The 19712-nt window shown below is 70.7% G+C and carries 18 protein-coding genes and 1 pseudogene; 7 read left to right on the top strand and 12 right to left on the bottom strand.

From position 1 onward, the window contains the following. Window positions 1–107 precede the first annotated feature (107 nt). From prcA to ACZ7CH_RS07295, 5 genes are all read right to left on the bottom strand, one after another. Window positions 108–875, bottom strand: coding sequence for a proteasome subunit alpha (gene prcA / locus ACZ7CH_RS07315; protein WP_360387324.1), 768 nt, complete (start codon window positions 873–875; stop codon window positions 108–110). A gap of 34 nt (window positions 876–909) precedes the next feature. Then, complete coding sequence (gene prcB / locus ACZ7CH_RS07310) at window positions 910–1758, bottom strand: proteasome subunit beta (RefSeq protein WP_470368556.1); 849 nt, start codon at window positions 1756–1758, stop codon at window positions 910–912. Between the two features lie 48 nt (window positions 1759–1806). Then, complete coding sequence (locus ACZ7CH_RS07305) at window positions 1807–2001, bottom strand: ubiquitin-like protein Pup (protein WP_360387319.1); 195 nt, start codon at window positions 1999–2001, stop codon at window positions 1807–1809. Between the two features lie 79 nt (window positions 2002–2080). Further along, window positions 2081–3574 carry a depupylase/deamidase Dop gene (dop, locus tag ACZ7CH_RS07300; RefSeq protein WP_360387317.1) on the bottom strand — a complete coding sequence of 498 codons (1494 nt, stop codon included), beginning with the start codon at window positions 3572–3574 and terminating at the stop codon, window positions 2081–2083. A gap of 73 nt (window positions 3575–3647) precedes the next feature. Next, a complete protein-coding gene (locus ACZ7CH_RS07295) occupies window positions 3648–6053 on the bottom strand; it encodes an FtsX-like permease family protein (protein ID WP_470373353.1) in 2406 nt (801 codons plus the stop codon). A gap of 107 nt (window positions 6054–6160) precedes the next feature. Between ACZ7CH_RS07295 and ACZ7CH_RS07290 the strand changes: the two genes are divergently transcribed. After that, a complete protein-coding gene (locus ACZ7CH_RS07290; protein ID WP_360387311.1) occupies window positions 6161–6667 on the top strand; it encodes an NUDIX hydrolase in 507 nt (168 codons plus the stop codon). Here the strand turns inward: ACZ7CH_RS07290 and ACZ7CH_RS07285 are convergent. The 4 genes and pseudogenes from ACZ7CH_RS07285 to ACZ7CH_RS07270 all read right to left on the bottom strand — a co-directional run. Continuing rightward, window positions 6647–7525, bottom strand: a complete 879-nt coding sequence (locus ACZ7CH_RS07285) for an aldo/keto reductase (RefSeq protein WP_360387309.1) — start codon at window positions 7523–7525, stop codon at window positions 6647–6649. The two genes, ACZ7CH_RS07290 and ACZ7CH_RS07285, sit on opposite strands and share 21 nt — an antisense overlap. A gap of 94 nt (window positions 7526–7619) precedes the next feature. After that, window positions 7620–8663, bottom strand: a complete 1044-nt coding sequence (locus tag ACZ7CH_RS07280) for a glycoside hydrolase family 5 protein (RefSeq protein ID WP_470373352.1) — start codon at window positions 8661–8663, stop codon at window positions 7620–7622. A gap of 93 nt (window positions 8664–8756) precedes the next feature. Beyond that, window positions 8757–9512 carry an ABC transporter permease gene (locus tag ACZ7CH_RS07275; protein ID WP_470373351.1) on the bottom strand — a complete coding sequence of 252 codons (756 nt, stop codon included), beginning with the start codon at window positions 9510–9512 and terminating at the stop codon, window positions 8757–8759. 53 nt (window positions 9513–9565) lie between these two features. Continuing rightward, window positions 9566–10210: pseudogene (locus ACZ7CH_RS07270) on the bottom strand (ABC transporter ATP-binding protein); the annotation flags it as partial. A 114-nt stretch (window positions 10211–10324) separates the two neighbouring features. Here ACZ7CH_RS07270 and ACZ7CH_RS07265 point away from each other — a divergent pair. Then, on the top strand, window positions 10325–11392 hold the full coding sequence (locus tag ACZ7CH_RS07265; RefSeq protein ID WP_470373464.1) for a sensor histidine kinase: 1068 nt from the start codon (window positions 10325–10327) through the stop codon (window positions 11390–11392). Then, window positions 11389–12018: a response regulator transcription factor gene (locus ACZ7CH_RS07260; protein ID WP_360387302.1), complete on the top strand. Its 630-nt coding sequence runs from the start codon at window positions 11389–11391 to the stop codon at window positions 12016–12018. Before ACZ7CH_RS07265 ends, ACZ7CH_RS07260 begins: the two co-directional genes overlap by 4 nt. Window positions 12019–12197: 179 nt before the next feature. Here ACZ7CH_RS07260 and arc read toward each other — a convergent pair whose 3' ends face one another. Continuing rightward, window positions 12198–13994: a proteasome ATPase gene (gene arc, locus ACZ7CH_RS07255; RefSeq protein WP_360387299.1), complete on the bottom strand. Its 1797-nt coding sequence runs from the start codon at window positions 13992–13994 to the stop codon at window positions 12198–12200. Window positions 13995–14606: 612 nt separating this feature from the next. Here arc and ACZ7CH_RS07250 point away from each other — a divergent pair. After that, window positions 14607–14879: a hypothetical protein gene (locus ACZ7CH_RS07250; protein ID WP_470373350.1), complete on the top strand. Its 273-nt coding sequence runs from the start codon at window positions 14607–14609 to the stop codon at window positions 14877–14879. Between the two features lie 58 nt (window positions 14880–14937). After that, window positions 14938–15753 carry an Rv0361 family membrane protein gene (locus ACZ7CH_RS07245; RefSeq protein WP_470373349.1) on the top strand — a complete coding sequence of 272 codons (816 nt, stop codon included), beginning with the start codon at window positions 14938–14940 and terminating at the stop codon, window positions 15751–15753. A 54-nt stretch (window positions 15754–15807) separates the two neighbouring features. On the opposite strand, the gene ACZ7CH_RS07240 is transcribed toward ACZ7CH_RS07245, so the two are convergent. Beyond that, window positions 15808–16635: a tRNA (adenine-N1)-methyltransferase gene (locus ACZ7CH_RS07240; protein ID WP_458433292.1), complete on the bottom strand. Its 828-nt coding sequence runs from the start codon at window positions 16633–16635 to the stop codon at window positions 15808–15810. Between the two features lie 12 nt (window positions 16636–16647). Beyond that, window positions 16648–17766 (bottom strand): site-2 protease family protein, encoded by a 1119-nt coding sequence (locus ACZ7CH_RS07235; protein WP_360387289.1) that lies wholly within the window; start codon window positions 17764–17766, stop codon window positions 16648–16650. 106 nt (window positions 17767–17872) lie between these two features. On the opposite strand from ACZ7CH_RS07235, the gene ACZ7CH_RS07230 reads away from it, so the two are divergent. Together ACZ7CH_RS07230 and ACZ7CH_RS07225 are read left to right on the top strand one after the other, a co-directional pair. Further along, window positions 17873–18718: a RecB family exonuclease gene (locus ACZ7CH_RS07230; RefSeq protein ID WP_360387286.1), complete on the top strand. Its 846-nt coding sequence runs from the start codon at window positions 17873–17875 to the stop codon at window positions 18716–18718. After that, a complete protein-coding gene (locus tag ACZ7CH_RS07225) occupies window positions 18718–19479 on the top strand; it encodes a thioesterase family protein (protein WP_470368561.1) in 762 nt (253 codons plus the stop codon). The genes ACZ7CH_RS07230 and ACZ7CH_RS07225 overlap by 1 nt, the downstream gene beginning before the upstream one ends. The last annotated feature ends 233 nt before the right edge of the window (window positions 19480–19712 follow it).

Genomic DNA, 19712 nt, shown 5'->3' with positions numbered 1-19712 from the left:
AGCGCCGCCAGCAGGCGCCACCGTCAACCGCGCCCCCACCCCGCCCACAGCGAGAAGGCCCCCGGCGTCACCCGCCGGAGGCCTTCCACACCAAGCGAACCGCGGGGCTACTTCGGCTCGTCGTCCGACGAGGGCAGCTCCACGTCCGTCACGTCCTTGCCGTCCTTGGTCGGTGCCGGCATCAGCTGGTCCAGGGCCGGGCCCGCGATGCGGCGGAAGGCGCGGCGGGGGCGGGCGCGTTCCAGCACCGCCACCTCCAGCTTGGCCGCGGGGAGGACCTCGGCGGCGCCGTTGCCGGTGGACGAGGAGCCCGCCGACAGGGCCTTCACCGCCACGGGAACGGCTTCGGCCAGCGTCAGGCCGTCGGCGAACGACTCCTTCAACGCCGTGTTGGCGGCGTCGACCGTGCCGCCCATCACGATGTACTGCGGCTCGTCCACGATCGAACCGTCGTAGGTCAACCGGTACAGCGTGTCGGAGTCGGCGGAGTCGCCCACCTCCGCCACGCAGATCTCCACCTCGAAGGGCTTGATCTGCTCGGTGAAGTAGGTGCCGAGGGTCGTCGCGTAGACGTTCGCGAGGGACCGGGACGTCACGTCCCGCGGGTCGTTCTGGTACCCGCGCACGTCAGCGAACCGGATGCCCGCCTGGCGGAGGTTCTCGAACTCGCTGTACCGCCCGACGGCCGCGAAACCGATGCGGTCGTAGATCTCCGAGACCTTGTGCAGCGTGCTGGAGGGGTTCTCCGCGACGAACAGAATGCCGTCCGCGTACTTCAGCACGATGACGCTGCGACCCCTGGCGATGCCCTTGCGGGCGTACTCGGAGCGGTCGCGCATCACCTGCTCTGCCGATGCGTACAGCGGCATCGTCATGGGTGGTGCTCCTGACGTCGAACCTGATGGGGACTCAGCCTGCTGGGCGGGACCGGCGGCCTTCGACGACCGCGTCGGCGATCGTCTGGACCTGCGACTCCGGTACCTCGACGGCACCGTCGACACCGTTGATCGTGACCACGACCGGGTAGAGGCGGCGGACCGGGTCGGGGCCGCCGGTGGCCGAGTCGTCGTCGGCCGCGTCGTAGAGCGCCTCGATGACCACGCGGATAGCGCCGTCGACGTCCGCGTCCGGGTCGTAGAGCTTCTTCAGCGACGACTTCGCGAACAGCGAGCCGGAACCGACCGCCTGGTAGCCCTGCGACTCCTCGTAGCGGCCGCCGGTGACGTCGTAGGACACGATCCGGCCCGCGCGGTCAAGGTCGGTCGACGAGGTGTCGTACCCGGCGAACAGGGGCACCACGGCGAGGCCGGCCATGGCCGCGTCGAGGTTGCCCCTGATCATCGCCGAGAGGCGGTTCGCCTTGCCGTCGAGCGACAGCGGAACGCCTTCGATCTTCTCGTAGTGCCGCAGCTCGACCGTGTACAGCCGCACGATCTCGATCGCGATGCCCGCCGTGCCGGCGATGCCGACGGCGGAGTGGTCGTCGGTGACGAAGACCTTCTTCATGTCGCGCTGGGCGATCACGTTGCCCATCGTCGCGCGCCGGTCACCGGCGATCACGACGCCACCCTTGTAGGTGACGGCGACGATCGTCGTCCCGTGCGGGGCCTGGACGGTCCCCTCCGGGAGCTTCCTGGCGGAAGGCAGCATGTCCGGTGCCTGCGCCCGCAGGAAGTCCGTGAACGACGACGAGCCCGGCGTCAGGTACGCCGAAGGCAGCGCCGCGGCCGGGTAACGCCCGGTCGAGCTGTGGTCCATGTGTTGGTTGTTCTCCCGTCCCCGAGGTGGTCAACAGGCCGCGACGGCCTACTGACCGCCCTTCTGCACGTATGCGCGGACGAAGTCCTCCGCGTTCTCCTCCAGCACGTCGTCGATCTCGTCGAGGATCGCGTCCACGTCCTCGCCGAGCTTCTCGCGACGCTCCTGGCCGGCTCCTGCGGCGTCACCGGCGCCGTCGTCGCCGTCGCCACCGCCCTGGCGCTGCTTCTGTTCCTGGGACATCTCGGCCTCCCACTGACTCGCCTGACAAGAACACTACCCAGCGGCACCGACAAAAACTCTCAGCCACTCGGGTAGACGATCACCCGCGGGTCAGTGCATCGACCAGCTGCTCGGCGGTGTCCGAGGCCTCCAGGAGGGCTCCGACGTGCGCTTTCGTCCCGCGCAGCGGTTCGAGCGTCGGAATCCGCACGAGTGATTCGCGACCGAGGTCGAAGATCACCGAGTCCCACGACGCGGCCGCGACCGAGGTCGGGTAGCGCTCCAGGCACCGGCCGCGGAAGTACGCACGCGTGTCCTCCGGCGGCGTCGTGATGGCCGCGCGCACCTCCTCCTCGCTGACCAGGCGCTTCATCGAGCCGCGCGCGACCAGGCGGTTGTAGAGGCCCTTGTCCAGGCGCACGTCCGAGTACTGCAGGTCGACGAGGTTCAGCCGCGCGGAGCCCCAGGCGAGGCCGTCGCGCTGCCGGTAGCCCTCGAGCAGCCGCAGCTTGGCCACCCAGTCGAGCCGGTCGGCGCACAGCGACGGGTCCTTGGCCAGGTCGTTGAGGACCTCGCCCCAGATCCGCAGGACGTCGCGGTCGCCGGTGCCCTCCTTCTCGACGAACGCCGTCGCGCGCTCGAGGTAGGCGAACTGCAGGTCCAGGCCGGTGACCTTGCGGCCGCCGGTCAGCTCGACCTTCGTCTTGAGCGTCGGGTCGTGGCTGATCTGGTGCACCGCGCGCACCGGGTCGACCAGGCGCAGGTCGTCGAACCGCTGCCCGGCCTCGATCATGTCGAGCACCAGCGAGGTGGTGCCGCACTTGAGGTACGTGGAGTACTCGGCGAGGTTCGCGTCGCCGATGATGACGTGCAGGCGCCGGTACTTGTCCGCGTCGGCGTGCGGCTCGTCGCGGGTGTTGATGATGCCGCGCTTGAGCGTGGTCTCCAGGCCGACCTCGACCTCGATGTAGTCGGCGCGCTGGGAGAGCTGGTAGCCGGCCTCCTCGCCGGCGGCACCGATGCCGACGCGCCCGGACCCGGTCACGACCTGGCGCGACACGAAGAACGGCGTGAGGCCCGCGATGACGGCCGTGAACGGCGTCGAGCGCTGCATCAGGTAGTTCTCGTGCGTGCCGTACGACGCGCCCTTGCCGTCGACGTTGTTCTTGTACAGCTGCAGGCGGGGCTGACCGGGCACGGAGGCGGCCTTGATCGCGGCCTCCTCCATCACCCGCTCCCCCGCCTTGTCCCAGATCACCGCGTCGCGCGCGTTGGTGACCTCGGGCGCGGAGTACTCGGGGTGCGCGTGGTCCACGTAGAGCCGCGCACCGTTGGTGAGGATGACGTTCGCCGCGCCCAGGTCCTCGACGTCGGAGTCGGCCGGGTGGCCGCCCGGCGAGCCCAGGTCGAACCCGCGGGCGTCGCGCAGCGGCGACTCCACCTCGTAGTCCCAGCGCGCGCGCCTGGACCGCGGTATGTCCGCCGCCGCCGCGTACGCGAGCACCACCTGTGTCGAAGTGAGCACCGGGTTCGCGGTCGCGTCTCCCGGCACCGCGATGCCGTACTCGACCTCGGTTCCCATGATCCGCCGCATGCGCAACACCTTATGACCTGATCCCCGACAACAGCGTGAGGGGAGCTTCGCGTTGAAGCTCCCCCCAGCCTATTCACCCGGACGCCAATCCGGCGGCAGGTCGGATCCGCGAAGCGCCCCTGGACGGTCCGAACGCGGCCACGACGGCGAGCACGACTACCGCCAGCGCGCCGATGACCAGCGGCAACACCACGGACGCGGTCGGCAGGACGAGGGGAATCCCGATGGCCAGGATCGCGATCACCGCGTACCCGAACCCGAGCACGCCCCCTCCGACGACCCCGACGAGGGCCAGCACGACCGCTTCGGCGATCACCCCGCCCTGCAGTCCGCCGCGAGTGACGCCCAAGGCGCGCCGCAGTGCGAGCTCCTTGCGGCGCTCCTGGACGGAGATCGTGAGCGCGGTGCCGATGCCCGTCACGGCGACCGCCACGGACAGCCCGAGCAGCACCATCATCAGCACCGTGCCGAGGTGCATGTACCGGTCGGCCTCCGCGCGCTCGTCGGCGTCGGTCTGCACGATGACGGTCGGGTGGTCCGGCAGCGCGGCCTGCAGACCCGCCCGGAACTGCGCGGGGTCGGTGCCCGGCCGCAGCGCGACCAGCACCTTCTCCGCCGGTCCCGAGGTCAGGCCGCCGAGGACGGGCGTGTACCCGGTGAGCGTGCCGGGAACGGTCCCGACCACCTCGTAGCGCTTGCCGCCGGACTCGACGAACGGCCGGTCCTCCCAGTGCGGCGGCACGATCGCGGTGCCCGCGGTGAACCGCTCGGCACCGGGCACGTTCTGCGCCTTCAGCCACGCCTTGAACTCCTCCGGGTCGGCGCCGGACCCGTTCTCGGCCTTGTGCAGCACGACGTCGGCGGCCACGCCGTCCTGCGCGGGGATCGCCGGCAGCGGCCGCTCCCCCGCGTCGACCACGGTGGCGTCCGGCCGTTCCTCGTTGGCGAACGAGTAGGTCATCTCCTGCGCGGTGCCCAGCAGGACCAGGAAGAACGTCACCATCGAACTGGCCAGCAGCAACGGCAGCGCCACCGACGCCGACCGCTGCGGCATCCTGCGCACCTCGGCCCCGGCGAGCTTCCACTGCGTCCACCGCGCACCGCCGGCCTTGCCGAACAGTCGCGCGATGAACGGCACCGTGACCGGCCCGAGGATCCAGAACAGGCCCGTCACCGCGGCGATCGCGGAGAACGTGACAGCGAGGGGCGCCGCGGCCGTGCCCTTGGCCGCGATGGCCGCCAGCGCGAGGAACGCGGCACCACCGGTGAACAGAAGACCGAACACGAGCCGAAGCCGGCGCACGGACCGTGTCGGCATCTCGTTGTCGGCGTCGCGCAACGCGGCGAGGGGCGACACGCGGGCGGCGTTGATCGCGGGGCGGACGGCGGCGGCGACCGAGAGCACGGCGGCGACGACGACCCCGAGGACCACGTACCCGAGCGACGGCAGCAGCTCCGGGCTGAGCTCGACCGCGCCGAACAGCACGGAGATGCCGGTGACGTCGAACGTCCGCGCGAGCACCCACGCCATCGGCCCGCCCAGCAGCGCACCGCCGATGCCGGCCACCGCACCCGTCAGCAGCGCCTCGACCAGGCTCCTGCGCACCAGCGGCCCGCGCTGGGCGCCGATGCACCGCAGCAACGCCGTCTGCCGCTGGCGTTGCGCGTAGACCGCGCGGAACGTGGCGGCGGCGACGAACACGGCCGTCGCGAGGGCCAGGACGCTGAACGGCAGCAGGATGAACGTCAGGTCGTTGCCGATCTTGTCGGCGTCGGGTTCCGGGTCCCACACGGCGTAGGAGGCGCCGGCGGCGGTCTTGACGGCGTCGCGCGCCCCGCCGATGACCCACACCTGCTTGGTCAACGGCTGCGGGTCGAGCTGGCGCGCGAGGTCGGGACCGGCGACCAGGACGGGCCGCGCGTCGATCCCGCCCTTCTTCAGGACACCGCTGACGGTGACCTGGAGCGGTGTGCCGTCGGCGGCGGCCAGCGAGACCTCGTCACCGGGCTTCAGACCGCGCTCGTAGGCGGTGATCTTGTCGACGGCGACCTCGCCGCCGGCGGCGGGCTGCCTCCCCTCCGCCAGCGGCCAGCGCACCAGGTCCGGTTGCTGGACGTGCACCTCGGCCCGGTGCTGCCCGGCGCGGCCGTTCGCGTCCAGCAGGTCGGCCTGCGCCACCTGCACGGGGACCGCCCTGCCGACGGCGGAGAGCTTGGTCAGCAGGGCGTCGTCGAGCTTCGGGCGGTCCGCCTCGGCGACCGGGGTGGCGTCGTAGGGCTGCTGCCTGACCTCGACCACGTGCCCGACCGAGGACGGTGTGCCGGGTGCCCCCTCGTCGACCGACCTGGTGAGCGCGTCGCTCAGCACCAGGGCGGCCAGCAGGCAGGCCACGCCGACGACGAGCGCGACTCCGGGCAGCAGCGCGCGGCCCGGCCGGGCGCGGAACTCGGCGACGCCGAGCCGCAGGGAAGTGGACACGGATCCTCCTCGGTGACAACTGACGGTCACGAAGGTAGGAAGGGGGCCGATCAGCGGGCGTCGGACTGCGGTAGCAAGCTGGCGTACGACCACAGGAGGACACGGGGATGATCACCCTCTACGACGAGGACGCCAACCCGGTCGGGGAGGTCTCCCGCGCGCGGATGCGGGCGGAGAACCTCTGGCACGGCTGCGTCCTGATCTTCGTCCGCTCGCTCGACGGCTCCCGCGTGTACGTGCACCGCCGCACCGACACCAAGGACATCTTCCCCGGCCTGTACGACTGCTCGGCCGGCGGCGTGATCGACGCGGGCGAGGCGCCCGGCCCGGCCGCGGAACGCGAGCTCGCCGAGGAGCTCGGCGTCTCCGGCGTGCCGCTGAAGGAGCTCTTCCGCACCCGGTACGTCGACGACCGGACGCGCTACCACGCGTGGGTGTACGAGGTGAGCACCGACGGGCCGTTCACCCACCAGCCGGAGGAGGTGGCGTCGGGCGGGTGGATGGACCTCGGCGAGCTGCGCCGCAGGATCGACGACCCGGACTGGCCGCTGGTGCCCGACGCGCGGGCGATCAGCCGGGAGTGGCTGCGGACGCTAGTGCCAGGGGAGGGCTGAGCGGGTCGCCCAGTACTGCTCGGCCGGTTCGGACAGGTCGGGCAGCACGACCTCCACGGACATGGCCCTGGCGTTGGAGCGCAGCTGCTCCGGGCTCGCCGCACCGGACAGCACCACGTCCACCCACGGCTGCTGGGCGACCGCGGCCAGCGCCACGGCGTCCGTGCCGATGCCGAGCTCCTTCGCCTGCGCGACAACGGGTCCGGGTGCCTGCACGGCGAGCCGGCCGTTGGCCATGCCCTCCTTGATGACGACCTTGAGCCCGGCGGCGTGCGCTTCGCCCAGAGCGGCCGCCGCCGAGGTCTCCAGCACGTTCCAGGTGGACTGGACGGACGTGAAGATGCCGAGGTCGAGCGCCTTGCGGATGGCCTCGGCCTGGTTCGGTCCCGACGTGGAGAACCCGAGCGGGACACCGGTCGCGACCATCGCCTCCTGCAACGCCCGGTCGTCGAACAACGGGCTGTCGGCGGTCAGCGAGTGCACCTGGTAGAGGTCCACACGCGACAGCAGCGCGCGGGTCTCCTGCCACTGCTGGGAGAAGCGGGCGAGCGAGTGCTCCTTGACCTCGTGCACCTCGGCGTCGGCCCGCCAGTCCGCGGTGTAGGCATAGCCCCACTTGCTGGAGACGGTCACGTCGTCGTGGCCGGGCAGCCACTCGCTCAGGAACTGCTCGGACAGGCCGTAGGAGCGGGCCGCGTCGACCCACCTGATGCCGATCTCGTACGCCGCGTCGAGCACGAGGTGGCACTGCGCTCGCATGGCGTCCACGTCCCGCACCCGCGGCAGAGCGTCCTCACGACCGATGTTGATGTAGGCGGGACGACCGAGGGACGCGAGACCGAGTGCCAGCTGTGCCATGCCGACTACCGTAAAACGACCCCTGTCACGGCGAACGGCGGCCCCTGGGGACCGCCGTTCACCTGACCCGCCGGGGCCGGTCGAGCTCCGCCGATCAGAAGTCGTCGGCCGTGCGGAGGTGGTTGCGCACCCACTTGCCGGAGTCCTTCAGCGGCCCCTCGCCGGAGAAGCCGCTGCCCGAGCACGTGCCGCTCTTGAACACCGCGCCCGTGCGGTGGTCGTCGGAGAAGTTCCAGTTCGTCCAGGAGATCTTGGCCTCCTTCATGAACGCGATGAACTTGTTCGCCATGGTGAAGTCGTTGGGACCGTCACCGGAGGCCTCCTGCGAACCGAACTCGGTGACGAAGACCGGCACCTGGCTCGAGACCGTGCGCAACGCGTTGAGGTACGAGTCGCGGTGGTCCTTCGCGTAGAAGTGGAACGTGTACATCAGGTTCGAGGCGTTGACCTTGTTGCGGCTGACCTCGTTGATGTCGCGGCCGTCGGACAGGCCGAACGTCGACCAGCCGTGCGTGCCCACGAGCACGAGGCTGTCCGGGTCCTCCGCGCGGATCGTCGGGATGACGGCCTCCGCGTAGGACTTCACCCGCGACCACGTGACGCCGTTCGGCTCGTTCGCGATGTCGTAGATGATGTTCGTCTTGTCCTTGTGGCGCTGGGCGATCTCCTTGAAGAACGTCTTGGCGCGCGCGGTGTTGTGGTTCGGGTCGCCCGGCGAGAGCTGGTGCCAGTCGACCAGCGCGTAGAGGCCGCGCTTGGTGGCCTCCTCGATGTAGCCGTGCACCAGGTCGGTGAACTTCCGGGGGTTCGACTCGTAGCCGCCCTCCTGGACGTACATCGAGATGCGGAGGACGTCGGCCTTCCAGTCGTTGGCGAGCGCGTCCAGCGACGCGGTCTTGACGCACTGGGAGTACCACTGGATGCCGTGCGTGCTCATGCCGCGCAACTGGATCTGCTTGCCGTTCTTGTTGCACAGCTTGACGCCGCACACCTTCAGCTGGCCGTTGACCGCCGCGGGCGAGCCCGCGGGCAGCGCGGCGGCGGAAACGTCGGCGGCGGCCGAACTGCCCGCCGTCACACCGGTCAGGGGGAGCACGACTGCCGCGGCGAGCGCCACCACAGACTTCTGCCAAGCCATTCAGCGTCTCCTCTCGGACGGGCGGCGATTAGTTAGGTAAGTTTCCTTACCGATTAAAGGTATAGATGACCTTAAAGCCGCCCCAAGAGTGCGTCAAGCATCTTGTCGCAGAAGAGTCACAGTTCCGGTACCGAGAGTCACCAGTGCGTAAAGCACCAAAACTGCGACGGCGGCCGGCGCACTCAGCGGCGCGTCCTCGACGACACCCGCCACCTCCCACACCAGGTACGGCACCATCACCGCCGAAGCGTCGACGTTCCACGGCGGCGGCAGCATCGGCGTGATCGCGGGAATGCCCCAGAGCAGCACGCCGACGACCACGACCGCGACGGCCGTGGACCGCACGGCGAGTCCCAGACCGAGGCCGACCAGCCCCGTGACCAGGATCGACAGCACCGCCGCGCCCGCCCACGGCAGCACGTCGCCGAGGTCCTCCCACGGCGCGATCGGCGGCGGCCGGTCCCCCATGAACAACCGGCTGCTGCCGATGCTCAGCGCGAGCGCCGCGGTGCCGAGGACCACGGCCGCGGTGGCGACGAGGGCGGTCTTGGCGGCCAGCAGGCGCTTCCGGTCCGGCACGGCGGTCAGCGCGGTGAGCCGCGGGTCGGACGTCGCGACCAGGGCGCCGAGCGCGGCGACCAGGAACTGCGCGACCGGCGTGATCACCACGCTGCTGTCGGCGGAGGCGAACTTCGCCTGTTCCGCGGCCGGCGAGGCGTCGTAGTCCTGCACGATCAGCCACGACAGCACCGCCCCCGCGGCCAGCACCAGACCGAGCGCGATGACCAGCCCGTGCGACGACCTGACCGTCCGGAGCTTGATCCACTCGGCGGCGAACGCGTTCCTCACAGTCCCCTCCCGGAGGTGAGGTCGAGGTAGGCGTCCTCCAGCGAACCGTTGCGGGTCAACGCCTCCATCGGTGTCTCCGCCACCAGCCGTCCTCGTGCGACGATCACGACGTGGTCGGCGGTCAGCGCCATCTCGCTCATCAGGTGGCTGGAGACGAAGACCGTGCGGCCCTGCTCCGCGAGCGACCGCATGAGCTCGCGGATCCACCGCACGCCCTCGGGGTCGAGGCCGTTGACCGGCTCGTCGAACATCAGGACCTGCGGGTCGCCCAGCAACGCCGCCGCGACGCCGAGCCGTTGCTTCATGCCGAGCGACAGCGCCCGGATCCGCCTGTGCCGCACGCCGCCAAGGCCGACCTGCTCGACCAGCTCCTCGGCGCGGCGGTGGGGAATGCCGTTGCTCGCGGCGATCCAGCGCAGGTGGTCGAGCGCCCTGCGGCCGTGGTGGACCGCGGCCGGGTCGAGCAGCACGCCGACGTGCCGCAGCGGCCGGTCCAGCTCCGCGTACCTCCTGCCGCAGACCAGCGCCTCGCCCCTCGTGGGCCGGTCCAGGCCGACGACCATGCGCATGGCCGTGGACTTGCCGGCGCCGTTCGGGCCGAGGAAGCCCGTCACCAGTCCCGGCCGGACGGTGAACGACAGGTCGTCGACCGCCGTGGTGCCGCCGTATCTCTTCGTCAGGTTCCGCACCTCGATCATGCGGAGAAGAGTCGGCGGTCGCGCGCTCCACCGGATCGGACCGTGCTCCGATCTCCCGAATCGGACCGTGGTCCGAGGCGTGCGGTCCCGCGGGTCGTTACCTTCGGTCCCGTGATGGCGAAGCTGCACCTCTACCTGGTCGACGCGGCGGCCGCGCTGGTGATCTGGGTCCTCGTCGCCTACGCGATCCTCGAACCGCACCAGCACCCGTCGCCGTGGGTCGCGGTACCGGTGGCCGGGCTGGTCGCCGCTCCGGTGGCCGTGCGCCGGTGGTGGCCGGAGCTGTCACTGGCGGTGAGCACCGCGGCGATGGTGTTCTCGGTCATCAGCCGGGTGCTGCCGATCCCGGCGCTCGGCGCGCCGCTGGGCGCGGTCTGCTTCTGCCTGTACACGATGGCGGTCGACCGCGACCGGGTCTGGTCGCTGGGCGCGTTCCTGGTGGCGATCACCGCCACCGCCGTCGTCTCCGGCGGTGAGCCCGAGAACGTCCTGGTCGCGTTCGCCGCCCTGGGCGCGGTGTGGGCAATTGGCTACACCACCCGCCTGCGACGTTCGATGATCGAGCGGGAGGCGTCCCGGCAGGCCGAGCAGGCACTCGCCGACGAACGCCTGCGCATCGCCCGCGAGCTGCACGACGTGGTGGCGCACAACCTCTCGCTGATCGCCGTGCAGGCCGGCAACGCCGCACACGTGCGTTCACCCGAGCACGCGTACAGCGCGTTGCAGGTCATCTCCGAGACGAGCCGTGCGGCCCTGACCGAGATGCGGGGGCTGCTGGGCGTGCTGCGCTCCGACGCCGACCTGGCGCCCTCCCCCGGCCTCGACGGGCTGGCCGAGCTCGCCGACCGCGCCTCGCTCGCCGGGGTGCGCGTCGCGCTGGAGGTGACGGGCGGGACGGTCGTGCCGGAGGGGATCGCGCTGTCGGCGTACCGGATCGTGCAGGAGGCGCTGACCAACGTGGTGAAGCACGCGGCACCCGCGGCGTGCACGGTGCTGGTGCGGATCACGGCGGAGGCCGTGGTGGTCGACGTGGCCGACGACGGTCCCGGGGTGCGGGAGCTGGGGACAGGGCACGGGTTGGTCGGGATGAGGGAACGCGTGGCGGTGTACGGCGGGACGTTCAGCGCGGGACAACGCGAGGGTGGCGGGTTCCGGGTCCACGTGGAGCTGCCGATCCGATGACCAGCGTGCTGATCGTCGACGACCAGGCGTTGCTGCGCGCGAGCTTCCGGCTGCTCGTCGACAACGAACCCGGCCTGACCGCGGTGGGCGAGGCCGGCACCGGAGCCGAGGCCGTGGCGCTGGCCGCGTCCCTGCGACCGGACGTGGTGCTGATGGACATCCGCATGCCGGAGATGGACGGCATCGAGGCCACGCGGCTGCTGGACGGCCCGCGCGTGCTGGTGCTGACCACGTTCGACCTCGACGAGTACGTGTTCGGCGCCCTGCGCGCCGGTGCCTCGGGTTTCCTGCTGAAGGACACACCACCGGCCGAGCTGCTGGCAGCGATCCGCGTGGTGGCCTCCGGCGAGGCGCTGCTGTCGCCGTCTGTCACCCGGCAGCTGATCTCCGAGTTCGTGCGGCGGCCCTCGGCGCCACCGGTGCGCGGGCTGGAGGTGCTGACCGAACGCGAGAAGGAGGTGCTGCGGCTGATCGCGCGCGGGCTGTCGAACGCGGAGATCATGGCCGAGCTGCACGTCAGCACCGGCACGGTGAAGACGCACATCGGAAACCTGCTGGCGAAGCTGCACGCGCGGGACCGCGCGCAGCTGGTGATCGCGGCCTACGAGTCCGGCCTGGCCCGCTGACCTCTGCGATCCCTGCCTGGTTCGACTGGCGGCGAACAGGTTGGTGGTGGTCAACGGCGATTCGATCATGTGTTGGTGGTACTTGCAGATGCCTGAGCAGACAAGCGGGGAGGGGGTACCGGCACGTGGAAACGCCCCGGTCGCGAGGAGCGACCGGGGCGGTTCGGTTCGAAGCGGTGTTACAGGTACGTGCCGGTGTTCGTGGCCGTGTCGATCGCGCGGCCGGCGTCCTGGTTCTTCCCGGTGACGAGCGTGCGGATGTAGACGATCCGCTCGCCCTTCTTGCCCGAGATGCGCGCCCAGTCGTCCGGGTTCGTCGTGTTCGGCAGGTCCTCGTTCTCGGCGAACTCGTCGAGGATGGCGGCCTGCAGGTGCCGGACGGAGAGCCCGGGCTGCTTGGTGTCCAGCAGCGACTTGATCGCCGCCTTCTTCGCCCTGTCGACGATGTTCTGGATCATGGCGCCGGAGTTGAAGTCCCGGAAGTACAGGACCTCCTTGTCACCGTTGGCGTAGGTGACCTCCAGGAACCGGTTGTCCTCGGACTCCTCGTACATGCGCTCCACGGTGTGCTGCACCATGCCCTCGATGCAGGCCTTCGGGTCCCCGCCGAACTCGGCGAGGTCGTCGGCGTGCAGCGGGAGGTTCGGCGTCAGGTACTTGTTGAAGATGTCCTTCGCGCCCTCGGCGTCCGGCCGCTCGATCTTGATCTTCACATCGAGGCGGCCGGGGCGGAGGATCGCCGGGTCGATCATGTCCTCGCGGTTGGAGGCGCCGATGACGATGACGTTCTCCAGGCCCTCGACGCCGTCGATCTCGGCGAGGAGCTGGGGCACGATCGTCGTCTCGACGTCGGACGACACACCGGAACCGCGGGTGCGGAAGATCGAGTCCATCTCGTCGAAGAACACGATCACCGGGGTGCCGTCGGAGGCCTTCTCCCGAGCCCGCTGGAAGATCAGGCGGATGTGCCGCTCGGTCTCACCGACGAACTTGTTGAGGAGCTCCGGGCCCTTGATGTTGAGGAAGTACGACTTCGCCTGCTTGTCGGTCTCCCCGCGGATCTCGCGCACCTTCTTGGCGAGCGAGTTCGCGACGGCCTTGGCGATGAGCGTCTTGCCGCAGCCGGGAGGGCCGTAGAGCAGCACGCCCTTGGGCGGGCGCAGCTCGTACTCGCGGAACAGGTCGGCGTGCAGGAACGGCAGCTCCACCGCGTCGCGGATCTGCTCGATCTGCCGCGACAGACCGCCGATGTCGCTGTAGTCGATGTCCGGGACCTCTTCGAGCACGAGGTCCTCGACCTCGGCCTTGGGCACCCGCTCGTAGGCGAAGCCCGCCTTCGAGTCGACGAGCAGCGAGTCGCCGGGCTTGAGCGGCGCGTCGAGCAGCGGCTGGGCGAGCCAGACCACCCTCTCCTCGTCCGCGTGCCCCACGACCAGCGCCCGTGCGATCTGGTCCTCCCCGTCCTCGGAGAGCACCTCCCGCAGCGCGCAGACCTCACCCGACCGCTCGAACCCACCGGCCTCGACGACCGTGAGCGCCTCGTTGAGGCGCACCGACTGGCCGAAGGAGAGCTTCTCCGGCTCGACCGCCGGGGACACGGCGACCCGCATCCGGCGGCCGGACGTGAAGACGTCCACCGTCCCGTCGTCGAACCGCGCCATGAAGACGCCGTACCCGCTGGGCGGTTGCGCCAGCCGGTCGACCTCCTCACGCAGCGCGAGCAGTTGGCTTCGTGCTTCGCGGAGGGTGTCTATGAGCTTCGTGTTTCGCTCGGTCAGTTGGCTGACGCGTTCGGTCGCCTCCGCCAGCCGCTGCTCCAGCAGCCGCGCGTGGCGGGGGGACTCGGTCAGCTTGCGGCGCAACGACGCGATCTCGTCCTCGAGGAACCTGATCTGCGCGTTCAGCTCAGCAGAGTTGTTGCCATGGTTCAGCTCGCCACCCTCATCGGGTTGGCTGCCGGGATGACCGTGCTGCATGTCGGCACCCTCCTCCCGTGTACGTACCGATTACGGTACCGGCGATCACCGACAAAATGGGGTACTCACAACATCATCTTCGCTCGTGTGACGCAACGGTCCCGCCTCCAACAGAGGTCAACTGCTCCATCCCGGTGCCCGGTTCGCCCGGCTTCCCACTACCGTGCGTCCCGAAAACCAGCACCGGCCTTTCGTGTCGCGACACGCCCGCCGACCTGCGAGAAGTCCGACGGGGGGATGATCGGGACACCGACTCGGCTGCCCCATCCCCACGATGCGCGACCACCCTCAGACATTCGCAGGCACGCTTGGTACGGTTCACAGTTCGGCGACGAGCACGAACGTGTCGCGATCCCACCAGGTGGACCACGACGTGCCCCGTTCGGCGGTCACGCACCGCTACCCACCTCGTTCCCGTTCGTCGGAGGACCCCGCTCGAGCAGGGCTCCGGTGTGTTCAGCGGGCCTGCGGCCAACCGGGTGGTCTTGCCGGCGCAACCGGCGCATCACCCGACAGCGCAGTGCATCGCACTCGATTCCCGCCGGAGTGCCGCAATCGTTATCAGCCAGAACCTCCGCGTCACCCCGTCGCAACAGCGGGTGGCAGGGCTCCATGACGACGGACCGGTTCGCCGACGTGGCCTGTCCCGGCTTCCTCAAGGAGGGCGAGGGCGCGAGGCAACCCGCTCAGACCGCGCCCGGTGTGACCGTCGGCGAGGTGGCCGTGTCGGGTGAGACGGGTACCTTCGACCTGCGCATGGACGACCTGGTGAACGCCGAGGGTGAGAAGGGCTTCATCCTGTACGGCATGACGCTGCAGAAGAAGGACTCCGGCTGGCTCGTGTGCGGCAGGTCCGCGGTGGAGGAAAGCCGCTCCACCGGCTGACGCGTCGAACCCAGATTTCCACCTCAGCACCACATCATCCAGTTCGGGGGAGTTTCCGATGACCTACCCGCCGCAGCAGCCCGGTCCGTACGGGCAGCAGCCGCCGCAGCAGCCGGGTTACGGCCAGCAGCCGCAGCCCGGATACGGCCAGCCCCAGCCCGGCTACGGCCAGCAGCCCCCTCAGCCGGGCTACGGCGCGCCGCAGCCCGGTTACGGCCAGCCGCAGCAGGACCCGTTCGGCCCGCCCAGCGGCGGTTTCCAGCAGGGCCCCTACGGCCAGCAGCCCGGCCCGTACGGGCAGCAGCCCCAGCCCGGTTTCGGTGGCCCCGGCTACGGCGGCCCGCCGCCCAAGAAGAGCAAGACCGGCCTGATCATCGGCGTGGTCGCCGCGGTCGTCGTCGTGCTCGGCGGTGGCATCACGGCCGCCGTCCTGCTCTCCGGCAACGACTCGGACAACAACGCCAGCAGCACGTCCGACCCCGGCAGCAGCGACGGCAAGTCCGGTGACGACGACGCCGACGTCAAGAAGGTCGCCGAGGAGTACATCGCCGCGGCCAGCACCCGCAACGAGAGCAAGGCCAAGTCCTTGACCTGCAAGGCGGTGCTCGACGAGGCGGCGGCGCTGGAGAAGAACCTCACCGAGGAGCAGAAGAAGCTCGCGGAGGAGCTCAAGAAGCTGCCGGTGCCCAAGCTCACCTACAAGGGCGCCGACGTGTCCGGCGACACCGCGAAGGTGAAGATCAACAGCGTCTCGTCCTACAGCGGCCAGACGCAGGACCTGGACATCGACTACACGTTCAAGAAGGAGTCTGGCAAGTGGAAGTACTGCCAGCTCGTCAAGGACCTGAAGCTCCCCACGGCGCCGACCAAGTGACGTCGTGAGCGAAAGGGGGTCCCTCCGGCCGGAGGGACCCCCTTTCCGCTGTTCTCAGCCCTTGCTGGGGCGGCGCTGCGGCTTCGGCGCGGTCACGCCCTCCGCGAGCCGGCGGGTGGTCAGCAGGAACGCGGTGTGCGCGATCATCCGGTGCTCGGGGCGCACGGCGAGGCCCACGACGTGCCACGGCCGCACGAGCGTCTCCCACGCGTGCGGCTCGGTCCAGCACGTCATCTCGCGCAGCGCCTCGGTGATCACGGACAGCTGCGTCGTCGTCGCCACGTAGACGACCAGGACACCGCCCGGGATGAGGTTCTTCGCGACCGTGGGCAGGACCTCCCACGGCGACAGCATGTCGAGGATGACCCGGTCGACCTCGCCCTCGTGGTTCTTCACGTCGTCGACGGTGATCGACCAGTTGCCGGGCCGTTCGCCGAAGAACGTCTCCACGTTGCGGATGGCGTGGACCGCGTGGTCGTCGCGCACCTCGTAGGACTGAACGCTGCCCTTCTCCCCCACCGCGCGCAGCAGCGAGCACGACAGCGCGCCGGAACCCGCGCCCGCCTCCAGCACGCGCGCGCCCGGGAAGATGTCGCCGTACATGCAGATCTGCGCGGCGTCCTTCGGGTAGATGACCTGCGCCCCGCGCGGCATCGACAGCACGTAGTCCGGCAGCAGCGGGCGCAGCGCCAGGAAGTTCGTGCCGCCCACGGACTGCACGACCGACCCCTCCGGCTGCCCGATGAGCAGGTCGTGCGGGATGGCGCCGCGGTGGGTGTGGTACTCCTTGCCGGGTTCGAGGACGACCGTGTAGTGCCGCCCCTTGGGGTCGGTCAGCTGAACCCGGTCACCCGGCTGGAACGGTCCACTTGCGCTAATCACCGCGCAATGGTGTCAAACGCCCTTCTCAATGGCCGCACGCAGGTCCTCCCTGCGCAGCACACCGGCCGGGCGGCCCTCCAGGTCGACGACGAGGAACTGCCACGCTGCGGTGCCCTGGACGCGTTCCACGATCTCCTCGCCGGGCTCGTCGGCCAGCAGCACCGTCTCCGGCAGGATCGGCTCCGCCGCCTGCTCCGCGGGGGCGAACGGGCTCGCGGCGGCCAGCTTGCGCGCGGCTTCCGCGTCGAGCAGCCCGGCCGCGACGCCGTCGGCCCGCACCAGCACCACGCCCCGTCCTGCGCTGGTGCTCAGCGCGTCCGCCACCGGGCTCTCGGCCGGCAGCTGCAGCACCGGCAGGATCAGGTCGTCGAGGGTGACGCCGGCGGGCCAGGTGCGGCGCCGTTCGCCGGCGAGCTCGCTGCGTGCGCCAGCGACGACGACCCACGCCGTGAGCGCGCACACTCCGAAGCGCAGCCACCGGTCCTCCGCGCCTTCCGCGATGCCGTAGACCGCCCACAGGACGAGCGCGAACGCCACGACGAACCCGCCGACGACGGCGACCCGCGTGCCCGTCGCGCGCTGACCGGTCACGGCCCACACGCCCGCCCGCACGATCCGGCCGCCGTCGAGCGGGAGCCCCGGCAGGAGGTTGAACACGGCCACCGCGACGTTGGCGGCGGCGATCTGGGCCACCAGCAGCCAGATGACGTTGCTGGGCTCCATGACGAACGCGCCGATGCCGAAGAGCACGGCCAGCACGACCGACACGGCCGGGCCCGCCCCCGCGACAATGCCCTCGTGGCCGGGTTTGCCGGGGCTGCGCATGATCTCCGACAACCCGCCCAGCAGGTACAGCCGCAGCCTCCTGACGGGCAGGCCCAGTCGCAGTGCCGCGACGCAGTGGCCCAGCTCGTGTGCGAGCACGCTGAGGCCGAGGAAGATCGCGAAGAGCGTGGCGAGCAGCAGCCCGACCGCCGGGGGCGTGCCGGGGGCGAGGTCGTCCACGAGCGGCGCGTAGAACGCCACCACGATCGCCGAGCCGACCCACCACGACGGCGCGAGCAGCACCGGGATGCCCGCCACCCGGAACAGCAGCAGGCCGCCCTCCTTCTCGCTGATCCGCGCGGCCACGGGTGCACTGTAGAGGCAGCGGTGTGATCTCGCGGTGTACCGCGCCGGGGGGCGGCTGACCAGGGGGTGCCCGGAATTGTCAGACCCCTGTCCTAGGGTCAGGACCATGAGCACCACGTTGCGCAGGCCCGCGTTGTCGCCGTCGCGGGCAGGGGACTTCAAGCAGTGCCCGCTGCTCTACCGCTTCCGCGCGGTCGACCGCCTGCCGGAGCGGCCGACCAAGGCGCAGGTGCGCGGCACGGTCGTGCACGCGGTGCTGGAGGACCTGTTCGCACTGCCCGCCGCCGAGCGGGTGCCCGACCGCGCGCGGTCGATGATCGCGCCGGCGTGGGACCGGGTGAAGGCCGAGCGGCCCGAGTTCGCCACGCTCTTCGAGGTCCCCGGTGGTGAGGAGGAGGTGGAGTGGCTGGCGTCGGCCACGAAGCTGCTGGACGGCTACTTCGGCCTGGAGGACCCGCGCCGCCTGGAGCCGGAGTCGCGCGAGCTGCTGGTCGAGTCCGAGCTGCCCTCCGGCGTGCTGCTGCGCGGGTACATCGACCGGGTGGACGTGGCGCCGACGGGCGAGATCCGGGTGGTGGACTACAAGACCGGCGCAGCGCCGCGCGAGATCGGCGAGGCCAAGGCGTTGTTCCAGATGAAGTTCTACGCCCTGGTGCTGTGGCGGCTGCGCGGTGTGGTCCCCCGCCAGCTGCGCCTGATGTACCTCGCCGACCGCCAGGCCCTGGCCTACACGCCGGACGAGTCGGAGCTGGCCCGCTTCGAACGCACGCTGGAAGCCATCTGGCAGGCCATCATGCGCGCCGCGCCGACCGGCGACTTCCGCCCGTCGCCGAGCCGCCTGTGCGACTACTGCGACCACAAGGCGTTCTGCCCCGCGTTCGACGGCACCCCGCCGCCCTACCCCGGCTGGCCGGAGCCCGACGACACCGAACCCCTCCAGGACCGCGACTGATGCCCGCCTTCTACCTCCCGCTGGACGAGCACACCTACCGCTCGACCCCGCACACCGTCGGCCCGTGGGGCCCGGACAGCCAGCACCTCGGCCCGCCGTCCGCACTGCTCGTGCGGTCCCTGTCGGACACCGACCGGCTGCTGGCCCGCGTGACGTTCGAGGTCCTCGGCCCGGTCCCGGTGGCCGACCTCACCGTCACCACGGCGGTCGAGCGGCCCGGCCGCTCCGTGGAGCTGGCCTCCGCCACCCTGTCCCACAACGGCCGCGCGGCCCTCGTCGCCCGCGCCTGGCGCATCTCGACCTCCGACACCACCCCGGTGGCCGGCGGTTCCGGCGTCCCGCTGCCCCCGCCGTCGGCAGCGGTGCCGATGGAGGTCCCCGAGCACTGGGGCGGCGGCTACCTCTCCGCCGTCGAGTGGCTCTCCCTGTCCGGCGGCATCTTCACCCCCGGCGACGCCCTGGTGTGGGCCCGCCCCCTGGTCGACGTGGTCGAGGGCTCCCCCATCACCCCGCTGGAACGGCTGTTCGCCGTCGTCGACTCCTCCAGCGGTGTCTCGTCCCGCGTGGACATCCGCAAGTGGTACGCCATCAACACCGACCTGACCGTGCACCTGCACCGCCGTCCCGTCGGCGAGTGGGTCGGCCTGGACGCGCGCACCACGATCGGGCCGGACGGCGTCGGGGTGGCGACGAGCACCGTGCACGACGTGGAAGGGCCGGTGGGGGCGACGGCGCAGGCCCTGTTCGTGCGCGAACGCTGACTCGGCACGCAGTCTGCTGTGGACATCCCGAGGGCGTTGCTCTCGATACCCAGCGTGCGGATCTGCGTCTCGCTGGTGAGGGCCGGCACGAGCGCGACCAGGACGAGTGCGGCCGCCTTTCCCAGGTGGCGCAGACCAGAAGGCGCTCAGAAGTCGTCCCAACACACCGCGCCGTTGCACCAGGTGAAGTAGCTGCCAGCGGCTTTACGCCGTTCGTGCGTGCCGCGGGAACG

The sequence above is a fragment of the Lentzea sp. NPDC037011 genome, assembly GCF_055607425.1.
Note: the sequence above shows the minus strand (reverse complement) of the source record. Positions and strands in the feature narration are given on the sequence as shown.